The organism is Limnomicrobium aquaticum, from assembly GCF_040545545.1.
Lineage (GTDB): Bacteria > Pseudomonadota > Alphaproteobacteria > Rhizobiales > Rhizobiaceae > Ensifer_A > Ensifer_A aquaticum.
Genome location: NZ_JBEPMB010000004.1, coordinates 83496 through 110035 on the forward strand (window position 1 = coordinate 83496; position 26540 = coordinate 110035).

General features: G+C 62.8%; 23 protein-coding genes. 11 read left to right on the plus strand and 12 right to left on the minus strand.

The features are described from left to right. Positions 1 to 52: 52 nt before the first annotated feature. Both ABID16_RS13960 and ABID16_RS13965 read left to right on the plus strand, forming a co-directional pair. Complete coding sequence (locus ABID16_RS13960) at positions 53 to 4171, plus strand: translocation/assembly module TamB domain-containing protein (protein ID WP_354556967.1); 4119 nt, start codon at positions 53 to 55, stop codon at positions 4169 to 4171. Between the two features lie 154 nt (positions 4172 to 4325). Continuing rightward, a complete protein-coding gene (locus ABID16_RS13965) occupies positions 4326 to 4805 on the plus strand; it encodes a chemotaxis protein CheW (RefSeq protein ID WP_112697001.1) in 480 nt (159 codons plus the stop codon). 55 nt (positions 4806 to 4860) lie between these two features. Here ABID16_RS13965 and ABID16_RS13970 read toward each other — a convergent pair whose 3' ends face one another. After that, positions 4861 to 5898, minus strand: coding sequence for a YeiH family protein (locus tag ABID16_RS13970; RefSeq protein ID WP_354556968.1), 1038 nt, complete (start codon positions 5896 to 5898; stop codon positions 4861 to 4863). Between the two features lie 91 nt (positions 5899 to 5989). Between ABID16_RS13970 and ABID16_RS13975 the strand changes: the two genes are divergently transcribed. Beyond that, positions 5990 to 6874 (plus strand): LysR family transcriptional regulator, encoded by an 885-nt coding sequence (locus ABID16_RS13975; protein ID WP_354556969.1) that lies wholly within the window; start codon positions 5990 to 5992, stop codon positions 6872 to 6874. On the opposite strand, the gene ABID16_RS13980 is transcribed toward ABID16_RS13975, so the two are convergent. From ABID16_RS13980 to ABID16_RS14025, 10 genes are all read right to left on the minus strand, one after another. Beyond that, positions 6865 to 7092: a formate dehydrogenase subunit delta gene (locus ABID16_RS13980; RefSeq protein WP_354556970.1), complete on the minus strand. Its 228-nt coding sequence runs from the start codon at positions 7090 to 7092 to the stop codon at positions 6865 to 6867. The genes ABID16_RS13975 and ABID16_RS13980 overlap by 10 nt on opposite strands. After that, entirely contained in the window at positions 7082 to 7909 is an 828-nt protein-coding gene (gene fdhD / locus ABID16_RS13985; protein ID WP_354556971.1) for a formate dehydrogenase accessory sulfurtransferase FdhD, read from the minus strand. Before fdhD ends, ABID16_RS13980 begins: the two co-directional genes overlap by 11 nt. A gap of 215 nt (positions 7910 to 8124) precedes the next feature. Continuing rightward, positions 8125 to 11007 (minus strand): formate dehydrogenase subunit alpha, encoded by a 2883-nt coding sequence (gene fdhF, locus ABID16_RS13990; protein ID WP_354556972.1) that lies wholly within the window; start codon positions 11005 to 11007, stop codon positions 8125 to 8127. Further along, complete coding sequence (locus ABID16_RS13995; protein ID WP_354556973.1) at positions 11007 to 11234, minus strand: DUF4287 domain-containing protein; 228 nt, start codon at positions 11232 to 11234, stop codon at positions 11007 to 11009. Before ABID16_RS13995 ends, fdhF begins: the two co-directional genes overlap by 1 nt. Next, on the minus strand, positions 11231 to 12790 hold the full coding sequence (locus tag ABID16_RS14000; protein WP_354556974.1) for a formate dehydrogenase beta subunit: 1560 nt from the start codon (positions 12788 to 12790) through the stop codon (positions 11231 to 11233). Before ABID16_RS14000 ends, ABID16_RS13995 begins: the two co-directional genes overlap by 4 nt. Next, positions 12787 to 13266 (minus strand): formate dehydrogenase subunit gamma, encoded by a 480-nt coding sequence (locus ABID16_RS14005; RefSeq protein ID WP_354556975.1) that lies wholly within the window; start codon positions 13264 to 13266, stop codon positions 12787 to 12789. Before ABID16_RS14005 ends, ABID16_RS14000 begins: the two co-directional genes overlap by 4 nt. A 111-nt stretch (positions 13267 to 13377) precedes the next feature. Further along, on the minus strand, positions 13378 to 14280 hold the full coding sequence (locus tag ABID16_RS14010) for a LysR family transcriptional regulator (RefSeq protein WP_354556976.1): 903 nt from the start codon (positions 14278 to 14280) through the stop codon (positions 13378 to 13380). Positions 14281 to 14540: 260 nt separating this feature from the next. Then, on the minus strand, positions 14541 to 15338 hold the full coding sequence (locus tag ABID16_RS14015) for an FAD binding domain-containing protein (RefSeq protein WP_354556977.1): 798 nt from the start codon (positions 15336 to 15338) through the stop codon (positions 14541 to 14543). A gap of 13 nt (positions 15339 to 15351) precedes the next feature. Beyond that, positions 15352 to 17697: a xanthine dehydrogenase family protein molybdopterin-binding subunit gene (locus tag ABID16_RS14020; protein ID WP_354556978.1), complete on the minus strand. Its 2346-nt coding sequence runs from the start codon at positions 17695 to 17697 to the stop codon at positions 15352 to 15354. Positions 17698 to 17829: 132 nt separating this feature from the next. Then, positions 17830 to 18315 (minus strand): (2Fe-2S)-binding protein, encoded by a 486-nt coding sequence (locus tag ABID16_RS14025; protein ID WP_354556979.1) that lies wholly within the window; start codon positions 18313 to 18315, stop codon positions 17830 to 17832. 290 nt (positions 18316 to 18605) lie between these two features. Here ABID16_RS14025 and ABID16_RS14030 point away from each other — a divergent pair, with 290 nt between their 5' ends. The 4 genes from ABID16_RS14030 to dxr all read left to right on the plus strand — a co-directional run bounded on the left by ABID16_RS14030 (position 18606) and on the right by dxr (position 22969). Beyond that, positions 18606 to 18869 (plus strand): YMGG-like glycine zipper-containing protein, encoded by a 264-nt coding sequence (locus ABID16_RS14030; RefSeq protein WP_354556980.1) that lies wholly within the window; start codon positions 18606 to 18608, stop codon positions 18867 to 18869. A gap of 115 nt (positions 18870 to 18984) precedes the next feature. Continuing rightward, the gene (locus ABID16_RS14035) at positions 18985 to 21324 is read left to right on the plus strand and encodes a heavy metal translocating P-type ATPase (RefSeq protein WP_354556981.1); all 2340 of its coding nucleotides are present in this window, start codon (positions 18985 to 18987) and stop codon (positions 21322 to 21324) included. Between the two features lie 9 nt (positions 21325 to 21333). Continuing rightward, entirely contained in the window at positions 21334 to 21747 is a 414-nt protein-coding gene (cueR, locus tag ABID16_RS14040) for a Cu(I)-responsive transcriptional regulator (protein WP_354556982.1), read from the plus strand. 52 nt (positions 21748 to 21799) lie between these two features. Beyond that, positions 21800 to 22969, plus strand: coding sequence for a 1-deoxy-D-xylulose-5-phosphate reductoisomerase (gene dxr / locus ABID16_RS14045; RefSeq protein WP_354556983.1), 1170 nt, complete (start codon positions 21800 to 21802; stop codon positions 22967 to 22969). Positions 22970 to 23058: 89 nt separating this feature from the next. On the opposite strand, the gene ABID16_RS14050 is transcribed toward dxr, so the two are convergent. Then, on the minus strand, positions 23059 to 23958 hold the full coding sequence (locus tag ABID16_RS14050; protein WP_354556984.1) for a LysR family transcriptional regulator: 900 nt from the start codon (positions 23956 to 23958) through the stop codon (positions 23059 to 23061). 120 nt (positions 23959 to 24078) lie between these two features. Between ABID16_RS14050 and ABID16_RS14055 the strand changes: the two genes are divergently transcribed. The 4 genes from ABID16_RS14055 (at position 24079) to ABID16_RS14070 (ending at position 26505) form a co-directional block, all read left to right on the plus strand. After that, positions 24079 to 24630 carry a carboxymuconolactone decarboxylase family protein gene (locus ABID16_RS14055; protein WP_354556985.1) on the plus strand — a complete coding sequence of 184 codons (552 nt, stop codon included), beginning with the start codon at positions 24079 to 24081 and terminating at the stop codon, positions 24628 to 24630. Positions 24631 to 24695: 65 nt separating this feature from the next. After that, entirely contained in the window at positions 24696 to 25313 is a 618-nt protein-coding gene (locus ABID16_RS14060; RefSeq protein ID WP_354556986.1) for a pyridoxamine 5'-phosphate oxidase family protein, read from the plus strand. Continuing rightward, positions 25310 to 25774 (plus strand): nuclear transport factor 2 family protein, encoded by a 465-nt coding sequence (locus ABID16_RS14065; RefSeq protein ID WP_354556987.1) that lies wholly within the window; start codon positions 25310 to 25312, stop codon positions 25772 to 25774. Before ABID16_RS14060 ends, ABID16_RS14065 begins: the two co-directional genes overlap by 4 nt. A 167-nt stretch (positions 25775 to 25941) precedes the next feature. Beyond that, the gene (locus ABID16_RS14070; RefSeq protein WP_354556988.1) at positions 25942 to 26505 is read left to right on the plus strand and encodes a DedA family protein; all 564 of its coding nucleotides are present in this window, start codon (positions 25942 to 25944) and stop codon (positions 26503 to 26505) included. The last annotated feature ends 35 nt before the right edge of the window (positions 26506 to 26540 follow it).

Sequence of the window (26540 nt, forward strand, 5' to 3'; positions counted from 1 at the left end):
GAAGAAGATCGGTATGGCGGGGACTTCAGGGAGAGCCGGATTTTGGCCACGGATGTTCGGCATCGCCGTGGTGGCGCTGGTGGCTCTGCTGGTCGCTGCATTTGGTGTGCTGGGTTTCACGCGCGCCGGAACGTCGATCCTCCTGAGCCTCGCTTCGCCTGCGCTGAACGGCGCGGATAGCAAGATTACGATCTCCGGCGCTGGTCCGCTGCTAACGGGCCACCTGACGGTTGGTCGGCTGACGCTCGCGGATGCCAAGGGCGTTTATGCCGAAATCGACGAGATTGTCGCCGAGTGGTCGCCTTGGGATCTTCTTGCGCTGAAGGCAAAGATTGATCTGCTCAGCGCCAAGCGTGTTCGCCTCGAGCGCCTCCCGGAAAGCTCTTCGCAATCCTCCTCCAGCAGCAGTTCGTTCTCCCTTCCGGTCGAGGTTGATCTCAAGCAGCTTTCTCTCCCGCAGATTTCGCTGGGCCCGGCGCTATCCGGGAAAGAAGAGACATTGTCGGCAGAGGCGAATGCGGCGCTGACCCGCGCTGGCATTTCCGGCAAGGCTGCGATCCGCGATCTGGGCAAGACGGCGGCCAGCGCGACGCTGGCCGTTCAATATGATTCCAACGCACAGACGCTGGCGCTTGATGCCAGGGCAGAAGAGCCGAAGGGCGGCGTGATTGCCGGCCTTCTGCGTCTGCCCGAGCAGCCGGCACTCGGCTTCTCCGTCAAGGGCGACGGCGCTCTGTCGAACTGGCAGGGCAAGGCGGTCGCTTCAGTCGAAGGTGTCCCGGTCGTCAATCTTGATGCCGGTGTGCGAAAAGCCGCTAGTGGTCCGATCGAGGTTGCCTTGAAGGGCGGCGGTGCGTTTGACGCGGTGCTGCCGCCGGTGCTGGAGCCTCTCTTCAAGGGTCGAACGGATATCGACCTTGCGATTGCCTATGACGCCGGTGGTGTGCTCTCCGTCAGCCGTGGCAAGATCGCCACCGGCACGCTTTCCGCCAATCTCGGTGGAACGCTATCGGCCAAGGGCGCGAACGATTTTCATGCCGAAGTCATGCCGGTAGGTGACGGCGCGGTCTTCTCGTTGCCGATGGGACATGATGTGCTGGGGCTGGACCTCAAAGCGCTCAATGTTTCAGTCAGCGGTTCGCCCGACAAGGCGAAGATCGATGCCGCTCTTGATCTGAAGAAACTGAACACGAACGCATTGAATCTGACAGATGTGGCGTTCTCAGCCAAGTCTCTGGCGTTCAACCTGCAGGCACAGAGCGGCGTGCTGGATACGCAGCTGACAGTGGGCGGCCGCGATTTCAAGTCCGCTGCGCTCAACCGGCTGGTGCAGGCGCCGCTGAAGCTCACGGCGCCGGTGACGCTTTCGCAGCAGGCGATCCAGGCCGCCTATCAGCTGGAGGGCGCAAGCCTCGGTGGCAAGGGTGATATCGCCTATGACAGGACTGCCGGGACGATCGAGACCAATCTTCAGCTCTTTGCCGTACCCTCGGCCTTGCCCGAGGCACTGACGGCCAAGTTGACCAAGTCTGTTGGACTTGCCGGCAATGTGCGGATCGTCAATGGTGCGGTCGAGGCGAAGAACGTGGTGCTGACCTCCGAAGTGGTCGAGGCCAAAGGAAGTGCCAGCCTGAAGAGCGGTGCGATCGATGCCGCCTTCAATGGAACGCTGCCTGATCTCGCCAAGCTCTCCGCCAGCGCACAGGGAAGCGGGAGTTTCAGCCTCGCCGCCAGCGGATCGCTGGACGCGCCGTCCGCGAAGATTTCGCTTGCTGTGCCCAAGGCCGTCCTGTCTGGCAAGGAACTCGACGGCTTTTCGGCCGATGTCACGGCGGCACTCAATCAGGGTGCGATCGGCGGGGACGTGAAGGCCAAGGGCTCGATTGCCGGTCAGGCCATCAATGTCGACGCGGTCATGAAACAGGACAAGGGGCGAACAGCGGTTCCCGACCTGCAGGTGAAGATCGGGCCTAATGTCATTTCCGGCACGCTGACGCTGGATACTGCCTTTCTGCCCGATGGCAAACTCAGCTTCGATCTGCCGGACCTGTCGCTGATCGGTGCTATGGCCGCCCAGCCGTTGAATGGTGCGTTGAAAGGCAATCTTGCCCTCTCGGCTCAGCAGGGTCAGCTTGCGGCGCGACTCGATCTGGCCGGCAAGACGCTGGGCTATGACACTGTCTCCATCGCCGGTGTTCGCGCCGGCATCGATTATCGAGCGGCCACGCTTTCCGGGGAACTCGGTGCAGATGCGGTTCGCAGCGGGACGAACTTGTTGGAGAAGCCGGTCGTTACGTTCTCACGTCAGGGTGAGAAGACCGACTTCGCGCTTGGCGGGCGCTATCAGGGCGCGCCGATTGCGGTGAACGGTTACATGGCCCCGGTGGATGGCAACACGGTTGTCCATCTCGGTGGTTTCAATGCGACAGCCGAGAAAATTGCGGTGAAGCTCGCCGGGCCGGCCGACATAACCCTGATCGATGGCGGCGTTCGCTTCGATGCCCTGAAACTGGCGCTCGGGACCGGATCGATCGCCATCAGCGGCCGTGCGGGGAGCACGCTCGATCTCAAGGCGACGATTACGAGCCTGCCGGCCGCCCTGGCCAATACGTTCTCGCCGGGGCTTGGCGCCGATGGCGCCATCTCCGGCACCGCGGCCGTCACCGGCAAGGCGACCGATCCGTCAGCGCAATTCGCGCTCAACTGGCCAGCCGCCTCGCTTGCGGCGACGCGCAGTGCCGGCCTGCCTTCCCTGTCCTTACGGGCAAATGGCGGGTATGCGGGCGGCGCGCTGACCATCGATGCCTCGGGCTCCGGCGGTGGTCTCAATGCCAAGGCATCCGGCCGCGTCAAACTGCAGGGGGGCCAAAGCCTCGACATCCGCGTGCAGGGCTCTGCACCTCTGACGCTTGCGCAACCCTTTGTCGCTGACCAGGGGATTGCTCTTTCGGGAAGCTCGAATTTCGACATTTCGGCCAATGGCGCGCTGACCTCGCCGAAGCTTGGCGGCACGATCAGGCTCGCCTCAGCAGGCGCGGCACTGCCGCGCCAGAACCTGAACCTGACGGGCATGGAAGGCACGATCGTGCTGGAGGGCAATACGGCCCGGATCGCCGGCCTTTCTGCCAAGATCACCAATGGCGGCAGTATTACGGTGGCCGGCACGATCGGGACGACGGCCGGCTCCGGCTTCCCCGCCGATCTCACGATCAAGCTGGCGAATGCGGTCTATGCGGATGGCGATCTCGTCAAGGCCAGGCTGACAGGTGATCTGACGCTCAAGGGTCCGCTCACCGGGGGCGCGGAGCTTGGCGGCGTGATGCGCATTGCCCAGGCTGCCATCACCATCCCGGAGAAGATCCCGGCTTCGCTTGCAGAAATTGACGTCAAGCACAAGAATGCACCGAAGAAGGTGATCGTGCAGACGAAGGAGCTTGAGCCGGAGGCTCCGAATGGCGCCAGCGGCTCCTCTGCCATTCGCCTTTCTCTCGACCTGCAGGCGCCGAACCAGATATTTGTCCGTGGTCGAGGTGTCGATGCGGAATTGGGCGGTACATTGCGCGTAACCGGAACTTCCGCCGCGCCCTCCGTATCCGGGGCGTTCAAAATGATCCGTGGGCGGCTGGAGATCCTCGGCAAGCGGCTGGATTTTGCCTCGGGGACCATCGGCTTCGGCGGTGGGCTGGTGCCGACGCTGGATCTGGATGCCACCTCCACCGCATCGGCGGCCACGATCACCGTCACCGTCAGCGGTCCCGCGAACGACCCGGAAATCGCCTTTTCCTCCTCGCCCGCATTGCCGCAGGACGAGGTGCTGGCGCAGCTGATCTTCAATCGATCGCTCTCCAGCCTCACGCCGTTCCAGATTGCGCAGCTCGCGGACGCGGCGCTGCAGCTTGCGGGAGGGCGCAGCTCATCGATCTTCGAGAAGCTGCGCAAGGGGGCGGGCATCGACGATCTGGACGTCTCGACCGACAGCGCCGGACAGGCGCAGGTAACGGCCGGCAAATACATCAATAGCCGCACCTATCTGCAGCTGCAGCAGGGCTCGGGTTCAGGGGCGAGCAAGGCCATCATCAATCTGGATGTCGGCAAAGGCGTGAAGCTGAGGGGCGAGGCCGACAGCGGCGGCGGCAGTGCAGCAGGCATTTTCTACGAGAAGGAATACTGACACCGCGTCAGGCATCGGGAAACCCCTGATATCGTGGGTCTGCCGGCAGAGTGTTAACACGAACGTAACCGGTATTGTGCAATCTCCTTAAGAACAGTCCATCGGCAGCACGATGCTTGCGGGGGCGGGCGACACTTGGGGAAGAGTTTTTAAGATGGCTAGCGCAATCAACACCACCAATTATGCAGGCGAAACCCTGGAGATCATAGCCTTCCGGCTTCATGATCAGGAATTCTGCGTGAAGACGACGACGATCCGCGAAATTCGCGGCTGGGCACCGTCGACACCGATCCCGCATTCGCCGCCGGAAGTCATCGGCGTGATGAACCTGCGCGGCTCGGTCATCCCGATCATCGACCTGGCCTACAAGCTCGGCATGGAAAGCACACAGGCCAACGAACGTTCGGCCATCGTCGTTGCAGAAGTGCACAACATGGTCATCGGCATGCTGGTCGACCGTGTCTCCGACATCCTGACGGTTGCCGGCAGCCAAATCCAGCCGGTTCCGGAAGTCACCGCTTCCTTCGACCGCAGCTATTCGGAAGGCATCATCGCCAACGAGAATGGCATGATCTGCTTCCTGAATCTCGCCAAGATGTTCCGCGAAAAGGACATGGACGACGTCGCCGCCTGATCGGCAGACTTCGAGAATTTCAGAAAGGTCGCTCCGGGAGCGGCCTTTTTGCGTTTCAGCGGATGCCCAGGAGGTGGAGAAGCGCGAAGCTGATGCCGACCAACAGGCCAAGCGAAATCGTACCCGTCGCGAGAACTCTGCCGCCTGACGACAGGATCGTGCGCATGTCCACAGAGAGCCCAAGGGCGGCCATGGAGACGATGGTGAGCGCGGTCGCCAGCGTTTCGACTGGGCCGAGCGCCTGATCGGAGATCATGCCTGCGGAGCGCAGCGCCATCATGGCGATGAAGCCGATGATGAACCACGGTATGATCTTCGCCCATTCGATGCGGCGGGCCGTTTGTGTCCGCTCTGCGCTGCAATCGCCGAGAAGGCCGATACAGAAGATGACCGGGGCAAGCATCATGACGCGGATCAGCTTGACCAGCGTGCCGGTCTGCATGCTCAGGAGGCCGACCGGGGCGGTGGCGGCAAGCACCTGCGGGACGGCATAGACGGTCATGCCGGACAGGATGCCGTAGCGTTCCGCGCTCATGCCCGTCGCGTGCTGGCCGAGCGGCAGCAGCAGGACGACGAGGATGCCCAGCGCCGCGGTGAAGGCAATCGAGGCTGCAACGTCCTCCGCACGGGCCTTGATGACCGGGGCAACGGCGACAATGGCCGAGTTGCCACAGATGGAATTGCCGCAGGCGACCAGAAGGGCCAGACGATGTTCCAGCTTCAGCATGCGACCGATCGTGTAGCTTGAGAGCACGGCGACAAAGACGGACGCGGCAACGCCGGCGACGAGCGCCGGTCCGGCATCGCCAATGGCCGAGATGCTGATGGACGCACCCAGCAACACGATGGCGATTTCCAGAAGCAGTTTGGCCGAAACCTTGACGCCGGCCTCGAAGCGCGGATGTAAACCGATGAAGGTGCGGATCAGGGCGCCGATCAGGATCGCCATCACGAGGCTTTCAAACCATGCGCGACCGAAGAGCGCCTTTTCGGTCTGCTCTGCCAGGAAGCCGAGGGCCGCGACGGCGCTGCAAAGAGCGATGCCCGGCAGAGCGGCTCTGGATGTGTCCTGCCATGTCTGCGCGGTCTGCATGATCGTCTCCTTGATGGAGATGAAAATGACATGGACATTCATGCAGAAAAATCGAATAATATAGCATGTTCCATTCGGTGAAATCGAACGAATGACCTTTGAACAGCTCTCCATCTTCGTGGCCGTGGCCGAGCGGCAGCATCTGACCAAGGCCGCCGAGGCCCTGCGGCTGACGCCCTCTGCCGTCAGCGCGGCGATCAAGACGCTCGAAGGCTTCTATAATGTGCAGCTTTTCCATCGGGTCGGGCGGGGGATCGAGCTGACGGAGGCGGGGCGTGTCTTTCTGGATGAGGCCAAGGCCGTGCTGTCGCGAGCGCAGTCGGCGGCGCTGGTGCTCTCCGAGCTCGGCGCGATGCGGCGGGGGCGGCTTGCCATCCATGCCAGCCAGACGGTCGCGACCTATTGGCTGCCGCAGCGGCTGGTGCAGTTCCACGCCGCCTATCCGGGCATCGCGCTCGATCTCACCGTCAGCAACACGCAAGGCGTGACCCGCGCCGTGCTGGAGGGGACGGCGGATATCGGCTTTATCGAAGGCCGTTTCGACGAGCCGGCTTTGGCGGCGCGCGTGGTGGGCGAGGACGAGCTGGTCGTCGTCGTCGCGCCGGGCCATCCGCTGGCCAGGGCCGAGGGGGCGAGCGCGGATACGCTGGTCTCCGAGACGGTCTGGGTCATCCGCGAGGAGGGGTCCGGCACGCGTTCCGAATTTGAGGCGATGCTGCACGCCATGGGGTTCGACCCGAACCGGCGCAAGATTGCCCTCACTCTGCCCTCCAACGAGGCGATGCTGTCGGCGGTGCGTACCTCGCTTGCGGCCTGCGCCGTGTCACGCCGCGCGGTCGAACCGCTTCTGGCGCAGGGCGATCTGGTCGCGGTCAACTTCCCGCGGCCCGAGCGACAGTTCCGCATGATCCGCCACAAGGAGCGGCATTTCGGCGAGGCGGCGAAGGCACTGGAGGCGATCTGCCTTCAGGCGTGATCGGCGGTTTCCGGCTTGTTGACGAGGCTTGCTGCTTCCTTCACCAGCGGGTCGAAGGCAGCACCCTTTTCCAGATGCTCGAAGAATTGCCGGCGCATGCGCGGCTCCCAGAATTTGTTGATGTGGTTCGCCACGCCTGCCGCGCGCTCGGCCTGCGGCTGGGAGTGGAAGAAGGTGGCGATCTGGTTCGCCATGCGGACGATCTTGTCATGCGACATCGGCATCTCTCTCGGTAACGGTCTGGCCGGCGATGCGGCCACTATGCGTGAAAATCTCGAAATCCTTGTCCCGCGCCAGCGCCACCAGCGTAATTCCGGCAGCGTCTGCCATGCGGATAGCGAGCGCTGTCGGGGCGGAAATGGCGATCAGGACGCTTGCGCCCGCCATCGCCGTCTTCTGGACCATTTCCACCGAGACTCGGCTGGTCAGCACGATGGCGCCGCTGGCGCCGTCGATGCCGCCCCGTGCCATCGCGCCGCAGAGCTTGTCGAGCGCATTGTGCCGCCCGACATCTTCCCGGGCAAGCAGCAAGCCGTCGCCGGGGCGGTAGAAGCCGGCCGCGTGGACCGCGCGGGTGGCCGCGAAAAGCGGCTGATGCGCGCTGAGCGCGGCGGTGGCCTCGGCGACCTCTTCCGGTGAAAGAGTGAGCGTTGCTTCAACGCGGCGGGCTGGCAATAGCGCCTGCTCGATGGATTCGATGCCGCAGAGGCCGCAGCCGACCGGTCCTGCCATGGCGCGGCGGCGGGCAGTCAGTGCCGCCTGATGGTCGCCGGCGAGTTCGATCTGGAGATCGATGCCGCCGCCGGTCTCTTCGGATGTGACGGAGAGGATGTCTTCCGGTCGCGCAACGATGCCCTCGTTCAGCGTGAAGCCATAGGCGAAGTCTTCAAGATCTGACGGGCTTGCCATCATGACGGCCTGTGTCGAGCCGCGATAGGTGAAGGCGACGGGCACTTCCTCGGCGATCTCGCGGGTGGAGGGTGCGAAGCGGCCGGCGGCAAAAGTTGTGCGGGGGAGGGGGTGGGAGGGGTTCATGGCTGGCCCCTCCTCTCCCCTTGTGGGAGAGGATAGCTCGCCCCAAGAGGCGAAGCCGATTGGCTTGGCGAGCTTGGTGAGGGGTGATTGGGCGTCGAGTGCATGCGGTACCCCTCACCGGGAAAATCTAGCACTTAGCCTTTGGCTAAGATGCTGATTTTCCTTCCTCTCCCACAAGGGGAGAGGACAGGCCTCGGGGTGCCGTCTCATCTCCATTACTCCGCAGCTTCCATCTTACCCGCAATGCGGCGGGAGCGGCGGGAGAGTTCGGTATAGTCTTCCTGCCATTCCGACGGGCCGTTGGAGGGCGAGACCTGCACTGCCGTCACCTTGTACTCCGGGCAGTTGGTTGCCCAGTCGGAGAAGTCGGTGGTGATGACGTTGGCCTGCGTGTCCGGGTGGTGGAAGGTTGTGTAGACGACGCCCGGTGCCACGCGGTCGGTGATCAGCGCGCGCAGCGACGTGTCGCCGGCGCGCGAGGCGAGCCGCACCCAGTCGCCATCGCGGATGCCGCGATTTTCGGCGTCATGCGGGTGGATTTCCAGCCGGTCTTCGGCATGCCAGGCGACGTTTTCGGTGCGCCTTGTCTGCGCGCCGACATTGTACTGGCTCAAGATGCGGCCGGTCGTCAGCAGCAGCGGGAAGCGCGGGCCGGTCTTTTCGTCCGTCGCCACATATTCCGTGCGGATGAACTTGCCCTTGCCGCGCACGAAACCATCGACATGCATGATCGGCGAACCTTCCGGGTGCTTCTCGTTGCAGGGCCACTGCACCGAGCCTTTTTCCTCCAGAAGCTCATAGCTCACGTTGGCGAAGCTCGGCGTGGTGGCGGCGATCTCGGCCATGATTTCGGAGGGGTGGCTGTAGTGCCAGTCGAGCCCCATGGCCTTGGCCAGTTCCTGCGTCACTTCCCAGTCGCCATAGCCGTTCTTCGGGCTCATGACCTTGCGGACGCGGTTGATGCGGCGCTCGGCATTGGTGAAGGTGCCGTCCTTTTCGAGGAAGGTCGAGCCGGGCAGAAAGACATGGGCATAGTTGGCGGTTTCGTTGAGGAACAGGTCCTGCACGACGACGCATTCCATCGCCGCGAGACCGGCGGAGACGTGATGCGTATCCGGGTCGGACTGGAGAATGTCCTCGCCCTGAATATAGATGCCCTTGAACGTGCCTTCGACGGCGGCGTCCAGCATGTTGGGGATGCGCAGGCCCGGCTCGTTGTTGAGCTTCACGCCCCAGAGCTTTTCGAAGACGTCGCGCGTCGCGTCGTCGGAGATATGGCGATAGCCCGGCAGTTCATGCGGGAAGGAGCCCATGTCGCAGGAGCCTTGCACATTGTTCTGACCGCGCAGCGGGTTCACGCCGACGCCCTTGCGGCCGATATTGCCGGTCGCCATGGCGAGATTAGCGATCGACATCACGGTCGTGGAACCCTGGCTGTGCTCGGTGACGCCGAGGCCGTAATAGATCGCGCCGTTGCCGCCGGTGGCAAAGAGGCGGGCAGCGCCGCGAATGAGGTCGGCAGGAACGCCCGAAAGCTTTTCCACCTCTTCCGGGCTGTGGCGCTTCTCGGCGACGAATTCGGCCCAGTCCTGGAATTCCGACCAGTCGCAGCGCTCGCGGATGAAGGCTTCGTTATAGAGGCCTTCGGTGACGATGACATGGGCAAGTGCTGTCACGATGGCGACATTCGTGCCGGGGCGGAGCGGCAGGTGGTAATCCGCCTTCACATGCGGACCGTCGACCAGATCGATGCGGCGCGGGTCGATCACGATGAGTTTCGCGCCCTGACGAAGCCGCTTCTTCAGCCGCGAGCCGAAGACCGGATGGCCGTCCGTCGGGTTCGCTCCGATGACGATGACGACATCGGTATGCTCGACGCTGTCGAAATCCTGCGTGCCTGCGGAGGTGCCGAAGGTCTGGCCGAGGCCATAACCGGTCGGCGAGTGGCAGACGCGGGCGCAGGTGTCGACATTGTTATTGCCGAAGCCGGCGCGGATGAGCTTCTGGACCAGATAGGTCTCTTCATTCGTGCAGCGCGAGGAGGTGATGCCGCCAACGGAGTCACGGCCGTATTTCGCCTGAATCCGGCTAAATTCCGATGCCGTATGCTTCAGCGCCTCTTCCCAGGACACTTCGCGCCACGGCTGGTCGATGCTCTCGCGGATCATGGGATTGAGGATGCGGTCGCGATGCGTGGCATAACCCCAGGCGAAGCGGCCCTTGACGCAGGAATGGCCGCGATTGGCCTTGCCATCCTTCCACGGCACCATGCGCACCAGCTCTTCGCCGCGCATTTCGGCCTTGAAGGAGCAGCCGACGCCGCAATAGGCACAGGTGGTGACAGCGGAATGTTCCGGCTGGCCGATCTCGATCACCGACTTTTCCGTCAGCGTCGCGGTTGGACAGGCCTGCACGCAGGCGCCGCAGGAGACGCATTCGGAGGAGAGGAAATCCTCATGCATGCCCGGCGAAACACGGCTGTCGAAACCACGGCCTTCGATGGTGAGCGCAAACGTGCCCTGTACCTCTTCGCAGGCGCGGACGCAGCGCGAGCAGACGATGCACTTGGCCGGATCGTAGGTGAAGTAGGGGTTCGATTCGTCCTTCGGCATCCAGCGGGCATTGGTCTCGCCCACACCGTCGCGCGCGTTCACATGGTTGTCGCCCTCGTAGCCATAGCGCACGTCGCGCAGGCCCACGGCACCGGCCATGTCCTGCAATTCGCAGTCGCCATTGGCGGCACAGGTGAGGCAGTCGAGGGGATGGTCGGAAATATAGAGTTCCATCACGCCCTTGCGGATCGACTTCAGGCGCTCCGTCTGGGTATGGACGACGAGGCCTTGCGCGACCGGCGTGGTGCAGGAAGCGGGCGTGCCGTTGCGGCCTTCGATCTCGACGAGACAGAGGCGGCAGGAGCCAAAGGCGTCCACCATGTCGGTGGCGCAGAGCTTCGGCACCTGAATGCCGGCCTCCATCGAAGCCCGCATCAGCGACGTGCCTTCCGGCACGGTGATTTCGCGGCCGTCGATCGTGAGCGTCACGGTCTTTTCGGATTTCGAGGCGGGGGTGCCGTAGTCGATTTCGTGGACGAGGGACATCAGATGTCTCCTTTTTTCGCGGCTTGGGCGAGGACATGGGCGACGATTGCGTTGGCGTGGCCGTGGCCCAGCCCGTGCGTTTCCTTGAGAGCGTTCACAATCTGCATATGCGGCTTGCCGATTTCTGATTTCGCGATGTCGATCCAATGAGAAATCGGCTGACCATATTTCTTCTCGATGGAAGGGAAGTAGGAAGCAGGTCCCTTTGCCTTTTCGTCCTGGCTCATTCAGCCGCCTCCAGCTTGGCCGCGCCGACGAAGTCATCGGGGAAATGCGTGATCGCGCTCATCACCGGGTAGGGGGTGAAGCCGCCGAGTGCGCAGAGCGAGCCGAATTTCATCGTGTTGCAAAGGTCGGTGACGAGTTCGAGGCTCTTCTTGGGCTCGATGCCGGCGGCGATCCTGTCGATGACCTCGACGCCGCGCGTCGAGCCGATGCGGCAGGGGGTGCATTTGCCGCAGCTCTCGATGGCGCAAAACTCGAAGGCAAAGCGGGCCATTTTCAGCATGTCGGCGCTGTCGTCGAAGACTGTGATGCCGGCGTGTCCGATAAGCCCTCCACGCGCCGCGAAGGCTTCGTAGTCGAAGGGCGTGTCGAAGAGTGCGGGCGGGAAGAAGGCCCCCAGCGGCCCGCCGACCTGTGCCGCCTTGATGGGGCGGCCGGTCGCCGTGCCGCCGCCGATGTTTTCGACAATTTCGCCCAGCGTCAGGCCGAAGGCGGTTTCGAAGAGGCCGGTGTATTTCGCATTGCCGGCGATCTGGATCGGGATCGTACCGCGCGAGCGGCCCATGCCAAAGTCGCGATAGTATTCCGCGCCCTCGTCCAGGATGATCGGCACGGAGGCGAGCGAGATGACGTTATTGACCACGGTCGGCTTGCCGAACAGGCCTTCGAGCGCGGGAAGCGGCGGCTTGGCGCGGACGACGCCACGCTTGCCTTCCAGCGCGTTCAAGAGTGAGGTTTCCTCGCCGCAAACATAGGCGCCGGCGCCGACGCGCATTTCCATGTCGAAGGCGTGATGCGAGCCGAGCACCGAGGGTCCGAGAATGCCGGCGGCGCGGGCGATTTCGATCGCCGCGTTGAACATTTCGATCGCCAGCGGATATTCCGAACGGGTGAAGATGTAGCCCTTCGTCGCGCCGGTCGCGAGGCCCGCAATCGCCATGCCTTCGATGAGCACGAAGGGGTCACCTTCCATGATCATGCGGTCGGCAAAGGTGGCGCTATCGCCTTCGTCGGCATTGCAGACGATGTATTTTTGGGCCGCCTTGGCATGGAGCACGGTGTTCCACTTGATGCCTGTCGGGAAGCCCGCGCCGCCGCGACCGCGCAGGCCGCTGTCGGTCACTTCCTTGACGATATCGGCGGCATGCATGGAAAGGGCCGAGCGCAGGCCTTTCAGCCCGCCATGGGCTTCATAATCGGTGAGCGATAGCGGATCGGTGACGCCGCAGCGGGCGAAGGTCAGGCGGGTCTGGTTCTTGAGGAACGGAATGTCTTCCGTCGGGCCTAGATAGAGCGGATGGCCAGCCTTTCCTTCGAGAAGACCTGCTTCGATGAGTGGCTCAACATCGGCAGCTCTCACCGGACCATAGGCGATGCGGCCTTCCGGCGTTTCAACCTCGACCAGCGGTTCCAGCCAGTGCATGCCGCGGGAACCGTTGCGCACAATGATAGCGTCGTGACCTTCGGAGGCGATGGCATATTGAAGCGCCTTGGCGACATGGTTTGCGCCGAGTGCGACGGCTGCGGAATCGCGGGGGACGTAGATCTTGATGCTCATTGGCTGGCCTCCGCAAGCGCTGCCTTGACGGCGGCAAGATCCGCGCGGCCGATCAGTTCTCCATCCAGCATGGCCGCCGGGGCGCAGGAACAGAGACCGAGACAGTAGACGGGCTCCAGCGTGACGCGGCCATCCGGCGTGGTCTCGTGCCAGTCGATGCCAAGTGCCGAGCGAACCGAATTGCAGAAGGCCTCGCCGCCGATCGACTGGCAGGCCTCCGCGCGACAGAGCTTCAGCACATGGCGGCCGGCCGGCTCGGCGCGGAAGTCGTGATAGAAACTCACCACGCCGTGCACCTCGGCGCGAGAGAGGTTCAGTTCCTTGGCAATCAGCGGCAGGACAGATTTCGGGATATGGCCGAACTCCTCCTGAAGCGCATGGAGGATCGGGAGGAGGGGACCTTCCAGGTCTTTCAGCGACCTGACGATCTCAAGGGCGCGTAATTCCACGCCGCCAAGGGGATTGTGAATATTCAAGGGCCCGACCTCCCGGAGCAAACACTGCTCAGCCTACTCTAAGGCCCGACCATGGCTATCGGATGGACGACGGTCAATATTCCTCTTTCGTCAATTGATAGAAAATCTCTATCAAGAAATCGCTAACTGCTGCTTGTCAGCTATTGATTTTGCAGCCCCAAGAAGGGCGCGCACGAGCGGTGTGGCGGGGTCGCGCGGTGCCGTCACGATGCCGACGAGATGGCCGGATTCCGGGCGGTCCAGTTCTATGGCGCGCACCCTGTTCTGGTATCCAAAGGCCTCAATCACGCCGGCAGGCAGGATGGTTGCCCATTCGCCCGAGAGGACATGGGAGAATAGAACGACGATGGAGTTGGACTCCATCCTTGCACGGGGCCGCGTTCCGACCTCTTCGAAGTGGCGATCAATGATGCGCCGGTTCTGCATGTCCGTCGTCAGCAGACAAAGATCGACGGCTGCCGCATCTTCCCAGCTGACGCGTGTGCGGCCCGCGAAAGGATGCTGCCGGGAGACGAGCATGTAATAGCGCTCACGGTAGAGCGGGACCGTCTGCACGCGGCCCACAGGTTCTCCACCCAGATAGGTGAGCCCTGCATCGACTTCGAAATTCTCGATCAGCTCGAGGATTTGGTCCGACGTGGCAGATCGAATCGAAAAGGTGACTTCCGGGTGGCGCTTCTTGAAGATCTCCGTGATCTTCGGCGTGAAGGCGAGTGCGGTGGGGATGACGGCGAGGCGCAGGTGTCCGGAGAGACCCGAGCGCACTTCGCGCATTTCGTCGCGCAGCGCGCGCGTATCGGCGACGATCTTTCGGGCCCATATCAGCACGCGCTCGCCTTCCGGTGTCAGGCCCTGAAAGCGAGATCCGCGTTGCACGAGCAAAACGCCCAGCTGATCCTCGAGCTGACGGATGCCGGCAGAGAGTGTCGGCTGGGTCACGCCGCATTCCTCCGCCGCGCGCCCGAAATGCCGGGTTCTTGCCAGAGCGATAAAGAATTCAAGTTTTGAGATCATGCGCTGCTGTTCCGGTATCGTTATGCCGTCCCGCCTCTTGCAGCTCCATCGTCCCCCAACGCCGAACTTGGCAGCCTTGCCAAGATTGCTGGGTTGTTGTCTCTCATAACGGATTTTTGCATAGGCTTTCCCTATGGAAAACGTAAGAGAGCCGGTTCTGGATTTCGGCCAGCGGAAAAATTCTTCGCTGGCTTACAAAAAAATCCGCGGTCGAGAGTGACCGCGGATTTCAATGCATGGATTGCCGGTCGCGGTCGTTATCAGCCAGCGGCGGCAACGGCCCGTTTCGCCATGACCTTCACCAGGTTGGCGCGATAGTCCGAATTGCCGTGAATGTCGGCCATCATCATGCCGGCATCGACGGAGACGGCGGCGAGTGCATCGGGAGCCCAGGCGGCCTTGAGGGCCGCTTCCATGCCCTGATGGCGGAAGACACCGTTGGAGCCCGCGCCGGTGACGGCGACGCGGACGTCAGAGCCCTTCTTGGCCACGAAGACGCCAGCCATGGCGTAACGCGAAGCCGGGTTCGGGAACTTCTGGTAGGCGGCCTTGTCCGGGGCTTCGAAGGAGAAGGAGACGATGATCTCGCCCTCCTCCAGAGCCGTTTCAAACATGCCGACGAAGAAGTCGTCCGCAGCGATCTCACGCTTGTTCGTCTTGACCGTCATGTTGAGCGCCAGAACGGCAGACGGATAGTCCGCCGCCGGGTCGTCATTGGCCACAGAACCGCCGATCGTGCCCATGTGGCGGACATGGGGGTCGCCGATGTGGCTTGCGAGATGGCAGAGCGCCGGGCACACGGCCTTGAGTGCGTCGGAGCTTGCGACATCGTAGTGCGACGTGCCGGCGCCGATGGTCACATGGCGGCCATTGACCGTGATGCCCTTCATCGAGCCGATATGACGCAGGTCGATGAGATCCGACGGCGCGGCAAGACGCTGCTTCATGGTGGCGATCAGCGTCATGCCGCCGGCAAGGTATTTGCCCTCGCCCGCATTGCCCATCAGCTGGGCGGCCTCGTCCACGGAAGAGGCGCGGTGGTAATTCGTCTCATACATGGTTGCTTCTCCCTTAATGACCGTGCAGCGCCGCCCAAACCTTGGAAGGCGTGGCGGGCATGGTCAGGTTGTTGTTGCCGATGGCGTCGGTGATCGCGTTCATGAAAGCCGGCGGCGAACCGATTGCGCCGGCTTCGCCGCAACCCTTGAGGCCGAGCGGGTTGCCAGGGCAGGGCGTGTTCTGGTGCGACACCTTGTAGGACGGCAGATCGTCGGCGCGCGGCATGGCATAGTCCATGTAGCTTGCCGTGAGCAGCTGTCCCGTGGAGGCGTCGTACTGCACGCCTTCGAGCATGGCCTGGCCGATGCCTTGCGCAATGCCGCCATGAACCTGGCCTTCGACGATCATCGGGTTGATGATGTTGCCGAAATCGTCGGCCGCCACGAACTGGATGATCTGGGTCTTGCCGGTTTCCGGATCGACTTCGACCTCGCAGATGTAGCAGCCGGCCGGGAAGGTGAAGTTGGACGGGTCGTAGAACGCGCCTTCCTTCAGGCCCGGCTCCATGCCGGCGGGCAGGTTATGAGCGGTGTAGGCAGCAAGCGCCATCTGGAACCACGGCAGCGCCTTGTCGGTGCCGGCGACCTTCAGTTCGCCGTTCTCGATGACGATGTCGTTTTCGGAAGCTTCCAGAAGATGCGCGGCGATCTTCTTCGCCTTGGCCTCGACCTTGTCGAGCGCCTTGACGATGGCCGACATGCCGACCGCGCCGGAGCGCGAACCGTAGGTGCCCATGCCCATCTGAACCTTGTCGGTATCGCCGTGCACGATGGAGATGCTGTCGATCGGCAGGCCGAGACGAGTCGAGACGAGCTGTGCGAAGGTCGTTTCGTGACCCTGGCCGTGGCTGTGCGAGCCGGTGAGGACTTCGATGGTGCCGACCGCGTTGACCCGCACTTCCGCCGATTCCCACAGGCCGACGCCGGCGCCGAGCGAGCCGACCGCCGCCGACGGCGCAATGCCGCAGGCCTCGATATAGCAGCTCATGCCGATGCCGCGCTTCTTGCCGCGCCGTTCGGCTTCCGCCTTGCGGGCCGGAAAGCCGGCCCAGTCGGCTTCTGCCATCGCTGCATCCAGCGAGGCCTGATAGTCGCCGATATCATAGTTCATGATGACCGGCGTCTGGTGGGGGAACTGGCGGATGAAGTTGATTGAGCGCAGCTCTGCCGGCGACATGCCCAGCTCGCGCGCGGCCGTTTCCATCGTACGTTCCAGCAGATAGGTCGCTTCCGGACGGCCGGCGCCGCGATAGGCGTCGACCGGCGCGGTGTTGGTGTAGACCGCGTGGACATTAGCGAAGATCGCCGGGAAGGCATACTGGCCCGAGAGCAGCGTCGCGTAGAGATAGGTCGGGACGGCGGCCGAGAAGAGCGACATGTAGGCGCCGAAATTGGCAACCGTGTCGACCTTCAGCGCGGTCACGCGATGGTTGGCGTCGAAGGCCATCTTCACCTTGGAAACATGGTCGCGGCCATGGGCGTCGGTGAGGAAGGCTTCGGTGCGGTCGGATGTCCACTTGACCGGAACGCCGGTCTTCCTGGAGGCCCAGAGACAGGTGATTTCTTCCGGGTAGATATAAATCTTCGAGCCGAAACCGCCGCCGACATCGGGGGCAATGACACGCAGCTTGTTTTCCGGCGCGACATTATAGAAAGCGCTCATCACGAGGCGAGCCGCATGCGGGTTCTGGCTCGTGGTGTAGCAGGTGTAGTGATCTTCCGCACCGTCATAGATGCCAAGCGCCGCGCGCGGCTCCATCGGGTTCGGCGACAGGCGGTTGTTGTGGATCTCGATCTCGGTGATGTGAGCAGCGGAGGCAAGTGCCGCATCCACGGCACTCTCGTCGCCGATGGTCCAGTCATAGATCTGGTTGCCAGGGGCATTGGCATGGATTTGCGGTGCGCCGGGCTTCATCGCGTCGATCGCTTCGGTGACGGCGGGCAGGACTTCGTAGTCGACCACCACGGCTTCGGCCGCATCGCGCGCCTCGCCAATGCTGTCGGCAATGACAATGGCGACCGCGTCGCCCACATAGCGCACCGTGTCATAGGCGAGCGGACGCCAGTCGCCCATGTTCATCGGGGAGCCGTCCTTGGAATGGATCATCCAGCCGCAGATGAGGCTGCCGATGCCGTCTTCCTTCATCGCCTTGCCTTCCAGCACGTCGATGACGCCGGACATGGCCTTGGCGGCGGAGAGGTCGATATTCGTAATCTTCGCATGTGCATGGGGGCTGCGGACAAAGACCGCATATTTCATCCCCGGCACTTTCATGTCGTCCACATACCGGCCCTTGCCGGTCAGGAAGCGCTTGTCTTCCTTGCGCGCAACGCGTGCGCCAATACCTTCAACACCCATTTCTGATCCTCCCAGAAGAGCGAATAATGAAAAGTGATTTCGGCAAGCGGCGGGACTGAACGGGCAAACGTTTTCACCAGGCGCGGTTGCATCAGGCGAAGGCGTCGTTTGGCGGTTCCCGTCGCTAAAGCCTTATTCGGCAGCCTGCTTGGCGCCCATTTCGTCGGCGGCAGACAGGATCGACTTCACGATGTTGTGGTAGCCGGTGCAACGACAGATATTGCCCTCCAGCTCGCTCCGCACCGTCTGCTCATCAAGCTGGCCACCATGGCGGCGGATCATGTCGACGGCGGTCATGACCATGCCGGGCGTGCAGAAACCGCACTGGAGACCATGGTTTTCCTTGAAGGCGGCCTGCACCGGATGCAGCGTATCGCCCGAGGAAATGCCTTCAATGGTGGTGATGTCCGAGCCGGATGCCTGAACAGCCAGGATCGTGCAGCTCTTGACCGACCTGCCGTCCATGTGGACAACGCAGGCGCCGCATTGCGTTGTATCGCAACCGACATGCGTTCCCGTGAGGCCGAGATTTTCGCGGATGAAGTTCACGAGCAGGGTGCGATCTTCGCATTCTCCGCTCACTTTTCGACCATTCACGGTCAACGTCACTTTCGTCATGCATTCCTCCCTAGATTAGCAGACGTAGTATGGTGAGTATTTGCTGATTTCGGCCGGCAAGCAACCGAAACATCGAAATGTGTAAAAGATTTGAAACATTTTGACCCCTGAAACGTTATCCGCCCGCGAATGGCTGATCGGACGCGAGCGGTGGTGCGGGTACGTTTCCACAATTTGAGCCAGATTGGTATTTAGTTCAAACATTTGGCTCTCGCGGAAACCGCGTGATCCATGCTAGTCAGTACGGATGGGGGGGTGTCTGGCTCCGCCCGTTACACAGGGAGACAATCATGAAGAAAGCTATTGCATTGATTCTGGTGGCGCTCGCCGTCACGAGCTGCACGCAGACCGAAAAGGGTGCGGGCATCGGCGCCGTCGGCGGCGCGATCCTCGGTGGCGCAATCACGGGCGACGTTCGCGGCGCGGCCGTCGGTGCTGCTATCGGCGGTGTCACGGGTGCCGTTCTCGGCCACGTTTCCGAACAGCCCGGCCAGTGCTACTACCGCGACCGTTACGGCCGCCGCTACATCGACAGCTGCCCGCGCAACTACTAAGTCGATCCAATTTCTGAAAGCACCGGCGCGACAAAAACGCGCCGGTGTTTTTTTGTCTTGACCTTCCAGTGACTGGAAGGATTAGCCTTGCTGAAAATATGCAGGAGGGCTCGAGATGAGCATGAATTCCGAAACGCTGCCGGCGACCGGCGGCGAACCGGTTCCCACGGCAATCGATCCCGTCTGCGGCATGACGGTGAAGCTGAACGCCGGCAAGCCGAAGCTTGTCTACAAGGGCACGGAATATCACTTCTGCAATCCGAAATGCCTGACGCGCTTTGACGCGGATCCTTACTTTTATCTCTCCGGCAATTCCAAGCGGCGGAAGAAGGCAGCGCCCAAGGTGGCGCGCTACACCTGCCCGATGGATCCGGAGATCGTTCAGGACGGCCCCGGCACCTGCCCGATCTGCGGCATGGCGCTGGAGCCGATGGACGGGCAGGCCGATGGACCGAACCCGGAACTGGTGGATTTCACCCGCCGCTTCTGGGTAAGCGTCGCCGCTACCGTGCCGCTGATCATCCTCTCCATGGGTCCGATGCTGGGCCTGCCGATCCGCGACTGGATCGGCGAGCGGATATCCGTCTTTCTTGAGATGATCCTGGCCACCCCCGTCGTACTGTGGGCGGCACAGCCCTTCTTCCATCGCGGTTGGGTTTCGGTGAAGACCTGGCATCTCAACATGTGGACGCTGATCATGCTGGGCGTGTCGGCGGCCTTCGGCTATAGCGTGGTCGCGGCCTTCTTCCCCGGCATATTCCCGCATCACATGACGGGTCATGGCGGCGGTGTGCCGGTCTATTTCGAAGCGTCTGTCGTCATCATCGCGCTGGTCTTCCTCGGCCAGATCCTGGAGCTCAGGGCGCGCGAGAAGACGGGCGATGCGCTGAAGGCGCTGGTCAATCTGGCGCCGAAAAAGGCGCTGCGGCTGAATGAAGACGGCTCGGAATATGAAGCGCCGCTCGAAAACATTCTCGTCGGCGACCGCATTCGCGTGCGGCCCGGCGAAAGCGTGGCGGTCGATGGCGCAGTGGTCGAGGGCCGCTCGTCCGTGGACGAGAGCATGATCACCGGCGAGCCGGTCCCGGTCGAGAAAAACCCCGGCGATGCCGTCACCGGCGGGACGATCAACGGCAATGGCGGGCTGATCATCAAGGCGACGAAGGTCGGCGACGACACGATGCTGGCGCAGATCGTCAAGATGGTCGTCACCGCCCAGCGGTCGCGCGCGCCGATCCAGAGCCTGGCCGACAAGGTGGCGGGCTGGTTCGTGCCGGCGGTGTTGGGCGTTGCCATTGTCTCTTTCATCGCCTGGCTCGTCTTTGCGCCCGAACAGTCCTTTATCTATGCGATCGTTGCGGCCGTCTCCGTGCTGATGATTGCCTGCCCTTGTGCGCTCGGGCTCGCGACGCCGGTTTCGGTGATCGCCGCGACGGGGCGCGGCGCGCAGGCGGGCGTGCTGATCCGCAATGCGGCGGCGCTGGAACGGCTGGCGGCGGTTGATACGCTGGTCATCGACAAGACCGGGACGCTGACCGAAGGCAAGCCTCATCTCGCGGGCGTGACGGCGTTTGAAGGCTTTTCGGACGATGAGATACTGGTGCTGGCCGCCTCACTCGAGAAGGGTTCCGGCCATCCGCTGGCCTCGGCGATCCTGAAGGGCGCGGAGGCGCAGGGGCTGTCCCTCCAGGAGGTTGCCGACTTCCAGTCGGTTTCCGGCAAAGGCGTGTTGGCGAAGATCGGTGGGCGTCAGGTCGCGCTCGGCAATTCGGCCATGATGTGCCACATCGATCTCGGCGTCGGTGACCTCAAGCCCGCCATGGAGCGATTGGCGGCGGAGGGCGCGACGGTGATGTATCTGGCCGTCGACGGTCGCCCGGCAGGGCTGATTGCCGCCGCCGATCCGCTGAAGGCGTCGGCCAAAGACGCGGTTACCGCGCTGAAGGCTATGGGCCTGCGCGTCATCATGGCAACGGGCGATCAGGAGGCGGTGGCGCGCCTGGTGGCCGCCCGTGTCGGGATCGACGAGTTCCGCGCAGGGCTGTTGCCGGAGGGCAAGAAGGCTCTGATCGACGGATTGCATGCTGCGGGCCGCTCGGTCGCGATGGCGGGCGATGGCGTGAATGATGCGCCGGCACTCGCTGCCGCCGATACCGGCATTGCCATGGGCACCGGCGCGGATGTGGCGATCGAGAGCGCCGGCATCACGCTGGTGAAAGGCGATCTGCAGGGCGTGGTCAAAGCTCGGGCTTTGGCCACCGCGACGATCCGCAACATCAAGCAGAACCTGTTCTTCGCCTTCATTTACAATGTCGTCGGCGTGCCGATTGCTGCCGGCGTGCTTTATCCGATCACAGGCTCCATGCTCTCGCCCATGCTGGCGGCGGCGGCGATGAGCCTCTCGTCCGTCTCGGTGATTTCCAACGCGCTGCGGCTGCGGCAGCTGAAATTGTGAAGGTGACCCATGAATATTGGTGAAGCTTCGGAGCGCTCCGGCCTGCCCGCCAAGACGATCCGTTACTATGAGGACATTGCGCTTGTCGCGCCCGACCGGGCCGACAATGGCTATCGCGATTATTCCTCAAGCGATGTGCATCGCCTGCGCTTTCTTTCGCGTGCCCGCAATCTCGGCTTCTCCATCGATGAATGCCGGCTGCTGCTTTCGCTCTATACCGATCGCAACCGGGCGAGCGCGGATGTGAAGGCGATGGCTGAACAGAGGTTGGAGGAAATCGACGCCAAGATTGCCGAATTGCAATCGCTGAAATCCGCCCTCCAGCCGCTGGTCGATTGCTGCCATGGCGACGACAGGCCCGACTGTCCCATTCTGGATGATCTTGCGGGACTGCGGACGAAGGTCAAACACGCGCAGGCGTGACGGGGCCTCTTCGCGGTGCTATAGCCGGCTCACTAGCAGAAGGCGGCATGGCATGCGCAAGATAACGGTTCTCGGATCGACAGGGTCGATCGGCGTTTCGACTCTCGATGTGATCGGGCAACTCGGCGGGCGCGAGGCCTTCGAGGTGCTGGCGCTGACCGGCAATGGCAATATCCCGCTTTTGGCCGAACAGGCGATCGCCTGCGGTGCAAAGCTTGCGGTGACGGCGAGCGAAGAGCTCTATTCCGAACTGAAGGATGCGCTGGCCGGCACCGGCATTCAGGTCGCCGCCGGCAAGTCTGGCCTGATCGAAGCCGCCGACATGGAGGCGAGCCTTGTCATGGCCGCCATCGTCGGCACGGCCGGCCTTGCGCCGACGCTCGCTGCAGCAAGGCGCGGCGCCGATATCGCGCTGGCCAACAAGGAATGCCTCGTCTCCGCCGGCACGCTTTTTGTCGAGGCGGTGGAAAAGGCCGGCGGAAGGCTGCTGCCGGTCGATAGCGAACACAATGCCATCTTCCAGGTGCTGGAAGAAAACCAGCGTCATGCGCTGGAGCGCATCGTGCTCACCGCCTCCGGCGGGCCGTTCCGGACATGGACGCGCGAGCAGATGGCGGGTGTCACCGCCGCAGTCGCCCGCGTGCATCCCAACTGGTCGATGGGCCTGAAGATTTCCGTCGGCAGCGCCTCCATGTTCAACAAGGCGTTGGAGATGATCGAGGCGAAGCATCTCTTCCGCGTCGCGCCCGAACAGATCGAAGTCATCGTCCACCCGCAAAGCGTCATTCATTCCATGGTCGGCTACACGGATGGCTCGGTGCTGGCTCAGCTCGGCTGCCCGGACATGCGCACGGCCATCGGCTATGCGCTCGCATACCCTGCGCGCCCGGCGCTCAATGTCGAACGCCTGGATTTCGCCAAACTCGCCCGCCTCGATTTCGAAGCGCCGGACGAAACCCGCTTCCCCGCACTCCGCCTCGCCCGCCTCGCCATGACCCGCGGCGGCCAGCAAAGCGCCATCATGAACGCTGCGGAAGAAACCGCCTTCGAGGCCTTTGTGGAGGAGAAGATCGGGTTCCTGGAGATGGCCGATGTGGCCGAGGCGGTCATGGAGGATATGACCGGCTGGGGGGCTGCCGCGACGGTCGAGGATGTGTTTGCGTGTGATGCGGAGGCAAGGAGAAGGGCCGGGGAGTGGGTGCGGGGGAAGCGGGCGGCTTGAGGGGATTGTACCGCGCCCCCAGCCATGGTCGCCAGCGCTGTGCTCGGCTCTTCGGAGACGACGTCCAAAAAAGCCGACTGCAAAAGCCCTCAACCTGATGACAGAATGGCTTTGATCCGGGGTGTCGCAAACTCCGAAAACACCCGCACCTTCAACGGCATGATCGCCTGCCCGGTGTGGACGAGCTGAACGGGCAGCACCTCCGGCTGAAACTGCGGCAGCACGACAACCAGCCTGCCTTCGGCGATGGATTTTGCTGCCTGATAGGAGAGGATGCGGACGATGCCGGCGCCGGCTAGTGCTGCGTCGATGGCACCGTCGGCAGTGTTGACGGCGAAGCGGGGGCTGAAGGGGAGGGCGACGGTCTCCTTGCCCTTTTGGAAGGTCCATGTGTCGGGCGTGTTCAGCCGCTCGAAGGCGATGCAGTCATGGGCGGCGAGATCTTCGAGCGTTTGCGGTGTTCCGCGCCTGGCCAGATAGTCCGGGCTGGCGCATGTGATCCATCGGACGGCACCCAGGCGCGTTGCCACGAGGCTGCTATCGGGCAGGGGGCCGATGCGCACGGCGAGATCGACATGGTTTTCGATCATGTCGACGACATGATCCGTCAGGGTTAGCCTTATGTTGATCTCCGGATAGGTCTTCAGGAAATCGAGGATAATGGGTTCGATATGTATCCGCCCGAACATGATGGGTGCGGTCAGCAGCATGTCGCCGCGCGGCACGCGATATTCGCCACCTGCCACCCGCTCGGCTTCGCCCAGCTCTTCCAGAACCCTCCGGCAGCTTGCCACATAGGTCTGGCCGGTCTCCGTCAGCAGCAGTTTGCGGCTGGTGCGGATCACCAGTTGGGCGCTCAGATGCGCCTCGAGGTCCGACACCCGGCGGCTGACAGTCGGGAGCGGCACGCCGAGCGAGCGCGACGCGGCAGAGAGGCTGCCGCCATCGACGGCCGCAAGCAGGGTTCGCATGGCTTCGAAACGGTCCATTGGGATTTCCGGAAAATGGAAGGATGGGTTTCTATATTCATGGATACTGCAATTCTGCGCAACCTTTTACTGATGGGGCAACGGCCAATTCCGGCCGCAACATCAAAAGGACCCGCAATCATGCCCCGTATTTCCCAGCCCGCCACCGTCGCCGATGCACCGGAAAAGTCCCGCCCGCTTCTCGAAGCTGTCTCGCAGCAGCTCGGCTCGGTTCCCAATCTGTTTCGTCTGGTCGCCACCAGCCCGCAGGCGCTGGAAGGCTATCTCGGCCTGTCCGGCGCGCTCGGCAAGGGCACGCTTCCGGCTGCAACGCGCGAGCGGATCGCGCTGGCCGTGGCTCAGGTGAACGGCTGCGACTATTGCCTCTCGGCCCACAGTTTCCTGGGCAAGAACCTCGCCAAGCTCGATGACGCCGAGATCGCTGCCAATCGTCGTGGCATGTCGAACGATGCCAAGGCGGATGCCGCCGTGCGCTTTGCCGTGAATGTGGCGCAGACACGCGGTCGGATCACCGATGGCGATTTCGCCTCGGTGAAGAACGCCGGCTACACCGATGCGCAGATCGTTGAGATCGTGCAGCATGTGGCGCTGAATGTCTGGACCAACTATTTCAACAATGTCTTCCAGACCGAGGTCGATTTCCCCGCCGTCTCCGCCCGCGAGGCCGCGTGATTGAGCCGTGGGCGGATGTCTTCGACTGGCATCCGCCTGTTTCTGAAATCGATGGAGGAAACGCCATGGCAGCCTCAAGTGACATTGCCTTCACGCCTGCCGTCAAGGCGGTCCAAACCGCGCGGGGTTCACGCGCCCTCTATGCACGCGTCGAGGAACGGGGCGGGTTCCAGACCCGGATCACCGAAGACCTTGTGGCCTTTCTCGCCAGCGTCGATACGGCCTATCTCGCCACCGCCAATCTGGACGGCCAGCCCTATGCCCAGCATCGCGGCGGGCCGAAGGGCTTCATCCGCGTTGTCGATGACACGACGCTTGGATTTGATGACTTTACCGGCAACCGACAATATATCTCCGCCGGAAACCTGATGGAAAACGACAAGGCGTTCCTATTCCTGATGGATTATGCCCATCGCCGCCGGGTCAAGGTCTGGGGTCGGGCGAGAATGACGGACGACGAGGCGTTGATCGAGCAGTTGATGCCGACGGACTACCGCGCGCGGCCTGAACAGGCAATGCTGTTTACGGTCGAGGCCTGGGACATGAATTGCCCGCAGCACATTCCCCAGAAGATCGACATGGTCGATGTTACGACAGCGATCGGACGCTTCGAGGCGCGTATAGCCGCGCTCGAGGCAGAAAATGCCACTCTCAGACAGCAAATCGAAAGGAACAGACCATGAGCCGTCCACCGCTGCCCCCCTTTACCGACGAGACCGCAGCCCAGAAGGCCCGCGCCGCCGAAGACGCCTGGAACAGCCGCGACCCCGCGCGCGTGGCTCTCGCCTACACGCCCTTGAGTGAATGGCGCAACCGTGCCGAATTCATCACCGGCCGCGAGGCGATCGAGGCCTTCCTGACGCGCAAATGGTTGCGGGAGCTGGATTATCGCCTCATCAAGGAGGTCTGGGCCTATGCGGGTAATCGCATCGCCGTGCGTTTTGCCTATGAGTATCGTGACGATAGCGGCAACTGGTTCCGCGCCTATGGCAATGAAAACTGGCAGTTCGACGCGGACGGTCTGATGGAGCGCCGCATCGCCAGCATCAACGAACATCCAATTGCCGAAGCGGAGCGGAAGTTCCACTGGCCGCTCGGCCGGCGGCCGGACGATCATCCGGGGTTGAGCGCTCTGGGGCTTTGATGTGGCCATTCCGCTGAAACCGTGTAGAACGTTCCGCAGCCACGCGTTTCGCGCTTAATCAGATACTCCGCGCAACTCGGTTGACGCACGTGCTGCGGAACGCGACGATCGTCCGCGCGTTAAGCCGCCGCCGACAAGAGCTCTCTTGAAAACGAAAGGCACCAAGCTTGCTCGAAAGTCTCATTGCCCAATACGGGCTTCTTGCCGTGCTGATAGGAGCCGGGATCGAGGGAGAAACGGTGGTGTTTCTGGGTGGCGTTTCGGCGCACCGGCATCTGTTGCCGTTCTGGGGCGTGGCAGCGGCGGCGGCGCTTGGCTCCTTCATCGCCGACCAGATCTTCTTTTTTCTGGGGCGCCGGGCCAGCGGGTCGGCGTGGGTGCGGAAGCTGACATCCCATCCTGTCGCCGCAAAGGGGAAGGACTTGCTGGAGCGCTATCCGACCGGGTTCATTCTTGCCTTCCGGTTCATCTATGGCATGCGAAACATCAGCCCGGTCATCATCGGGTTGTCTGCCGTTCCCGCCCGCAAGTTCGTGATGCTGAATGCGCTCGCGGCGCTTGTCTGGGGCCTTTGCATTTCCGCTGCCGGATATCTCTTCAGCAACGTGATCGAGGCCGTGCTCGGCCGCATGCATCTGCATATCCACCTGATCATCGGTCTGGTGTTCGCCGTCGCCTTTGGCGGTGTCCTGTTGATCTGCAGCCGTTGGAGGCTTGCGAAGGATATGTGAGGAATTCGCCATGCGTTCGACGCGCCCGACACGAT

What these genes read in the sequence shown, in the direction of transcription:
- ABID16_RS14025 (WP_354556979.1), bottom strand. Translation starts at nt 18,315, where the DNA reads ATGACGAAAGTGACGTTGACCGTGAATGGTCGAAAAGTGAGCGGAGAA.
- ABID16_RS14035 (WP_354556981.1), top strand. Translation starts at nt 18,985, where the DNA reads ATGAGCATGAATTCCGAAACGCTGCCGGCGACCGGCGGCGAACCGGTT.
- fdhF (WP_354556972.1), bottom strand. Translation starts at nt 11,007, where the DNA reads ATGTCCCTCGTCCACGAAATCGACTACGGCACCCCCGCCTCGAAATCC.
- ABID16_RS14055 (WP_354556985.1), top strand. Translation starts at nt 24,079, where the DNA reads ATGCCCCGTATTTCCCAGCCCGCCACCGTCGCCGATGCACCGGAAAAG.
- ABID16_RS14020 (WP_354556978.1), bottom strand. Translation starts at nt 17,697, where the DNA reads ATGGGTGTTGAAGGTATTGGCGCACGCGTTGCGCGCAAGGAAGACAAG.
- ABID16_RS14060 (WP_354556986.1), top strand. Translation starts at nt 24,696, where the DNA reads ATGGCAGCCTCAAGTGACATTGCCTTCACGCCTGCCGTCAAGGCGGTC.
- ABID16_RS14030 (WP_354556980.1), top strand. Translation starts at nt 18,606, where the DNA reads ATGAAGAAAGCTATTGCATTGATTCTGGTGGCGCTCGCCGTCACGAGC.
- ABID16_RS13995 (WP_354556973.1), bottom strand. Translation starts at nt 11,234, where the DNA reads ATGAGCCAGGACGAAAAGGCAAAGGGACCTGCTTCCTACTTCCCTTCC.
- ABID16_RS13980 (WP_354556970.1), bottom strand. Translation starts at nt 7,092, where the DNA reads ATGTCGCATGACAAGATCGTCCGCATGGCGAACCAGATCGCCACCTTC.
- ABID16_RS14000 (WP_354556974.1), bottom strand. Translation starts at nt 12,790, where the DNA reads ATGAGCATCAAGATCTACGTCCCCCGCGATTCCGCAGCCGTCGCACTC.
- dxr (WP_354556983.1), top strand. Translation starts at nt 21,800, where the DNA reads ATGCGCAAGATAACGGTTCTCGGATCGACAGGGTCGATCGGCGTTTCG.
- ABID16_RS13975 (WP_354556969.1), top strand. Translation starts at nt 5,990, where the DNA reads ATGACCTTTGAACAGCTCTCCATCTTCGTGGCCGTGGCCGAGCGGCAG.
- ABID16_RS13960 (WP_354556967.1), top strand. Translation starts at nt 53, where the DNA reads ATGTTCGGCATCGCCGTGGTGGCGCTGGTGGCTCTGCTGGTCGCTGCA.
- ABID16_RS14015 (WP_354556977.1), bottom strand. Translation starts at nt 15,338, where the DNA reads ATGTATGAGACGAATTACCACCGCGCCTCTTCCGTGGACGAGGCCGCC.
- ABID16_RS13965 (WP_112697001.1), top strand. Translation starts at nt 4,326, where the DNA reads ATGGCTAGCGCAATCAACACCACCAATTATGCAGGCGAAACCCTGGAG.
- ABID16_RS14010 (WP_354556976.1), bottom strand. Translation starts at nt 14,280, where the DNA reads ATGATCTCAAAACTTGAATTCTTTATCGCTCTGGCAAGAACCCGGCAT.
- ABID16_RS14065 (WP_354556987.1), top strand. Translation starts at nt 25,310, where the DNA reads ATGAGCCGTCCACCGCTGCCCCCCTTTACCGACGAGACCGCAGCCCAG.
- ABID16_RS13970 (WP_354556968.1), bottom strand. Translation starts at nt 5,898, where the DNA reads ATGCAGACCGCGCAGACATGGCAGGACACATCCAGAGCCGCTCTGCCG.
- cueR (WP_354556982.1), top strand. Translation starts at nt 21,334, where the DNA reads ATGAATATTGGTGAAGCTTCGGAGCGCTCCGGCCTGCCCGCCAAGACG.
- ABID16_RS14050 (WP_354556984.1), bottom strand. Translation starts at nt 23,958, where the DNA reads ATGGACCGTTTCGAAGCCATGCGAACCCTGCTTGCGGCCGTCGATGGC.
- fdhD (WP_354556971.1), bottom strand. Translation starts at nt 7,909, where the DNA reads ATGAACCCCTCCCACCCCCTCCCCCGCACAACTTTTGCCGCCGGCCGC.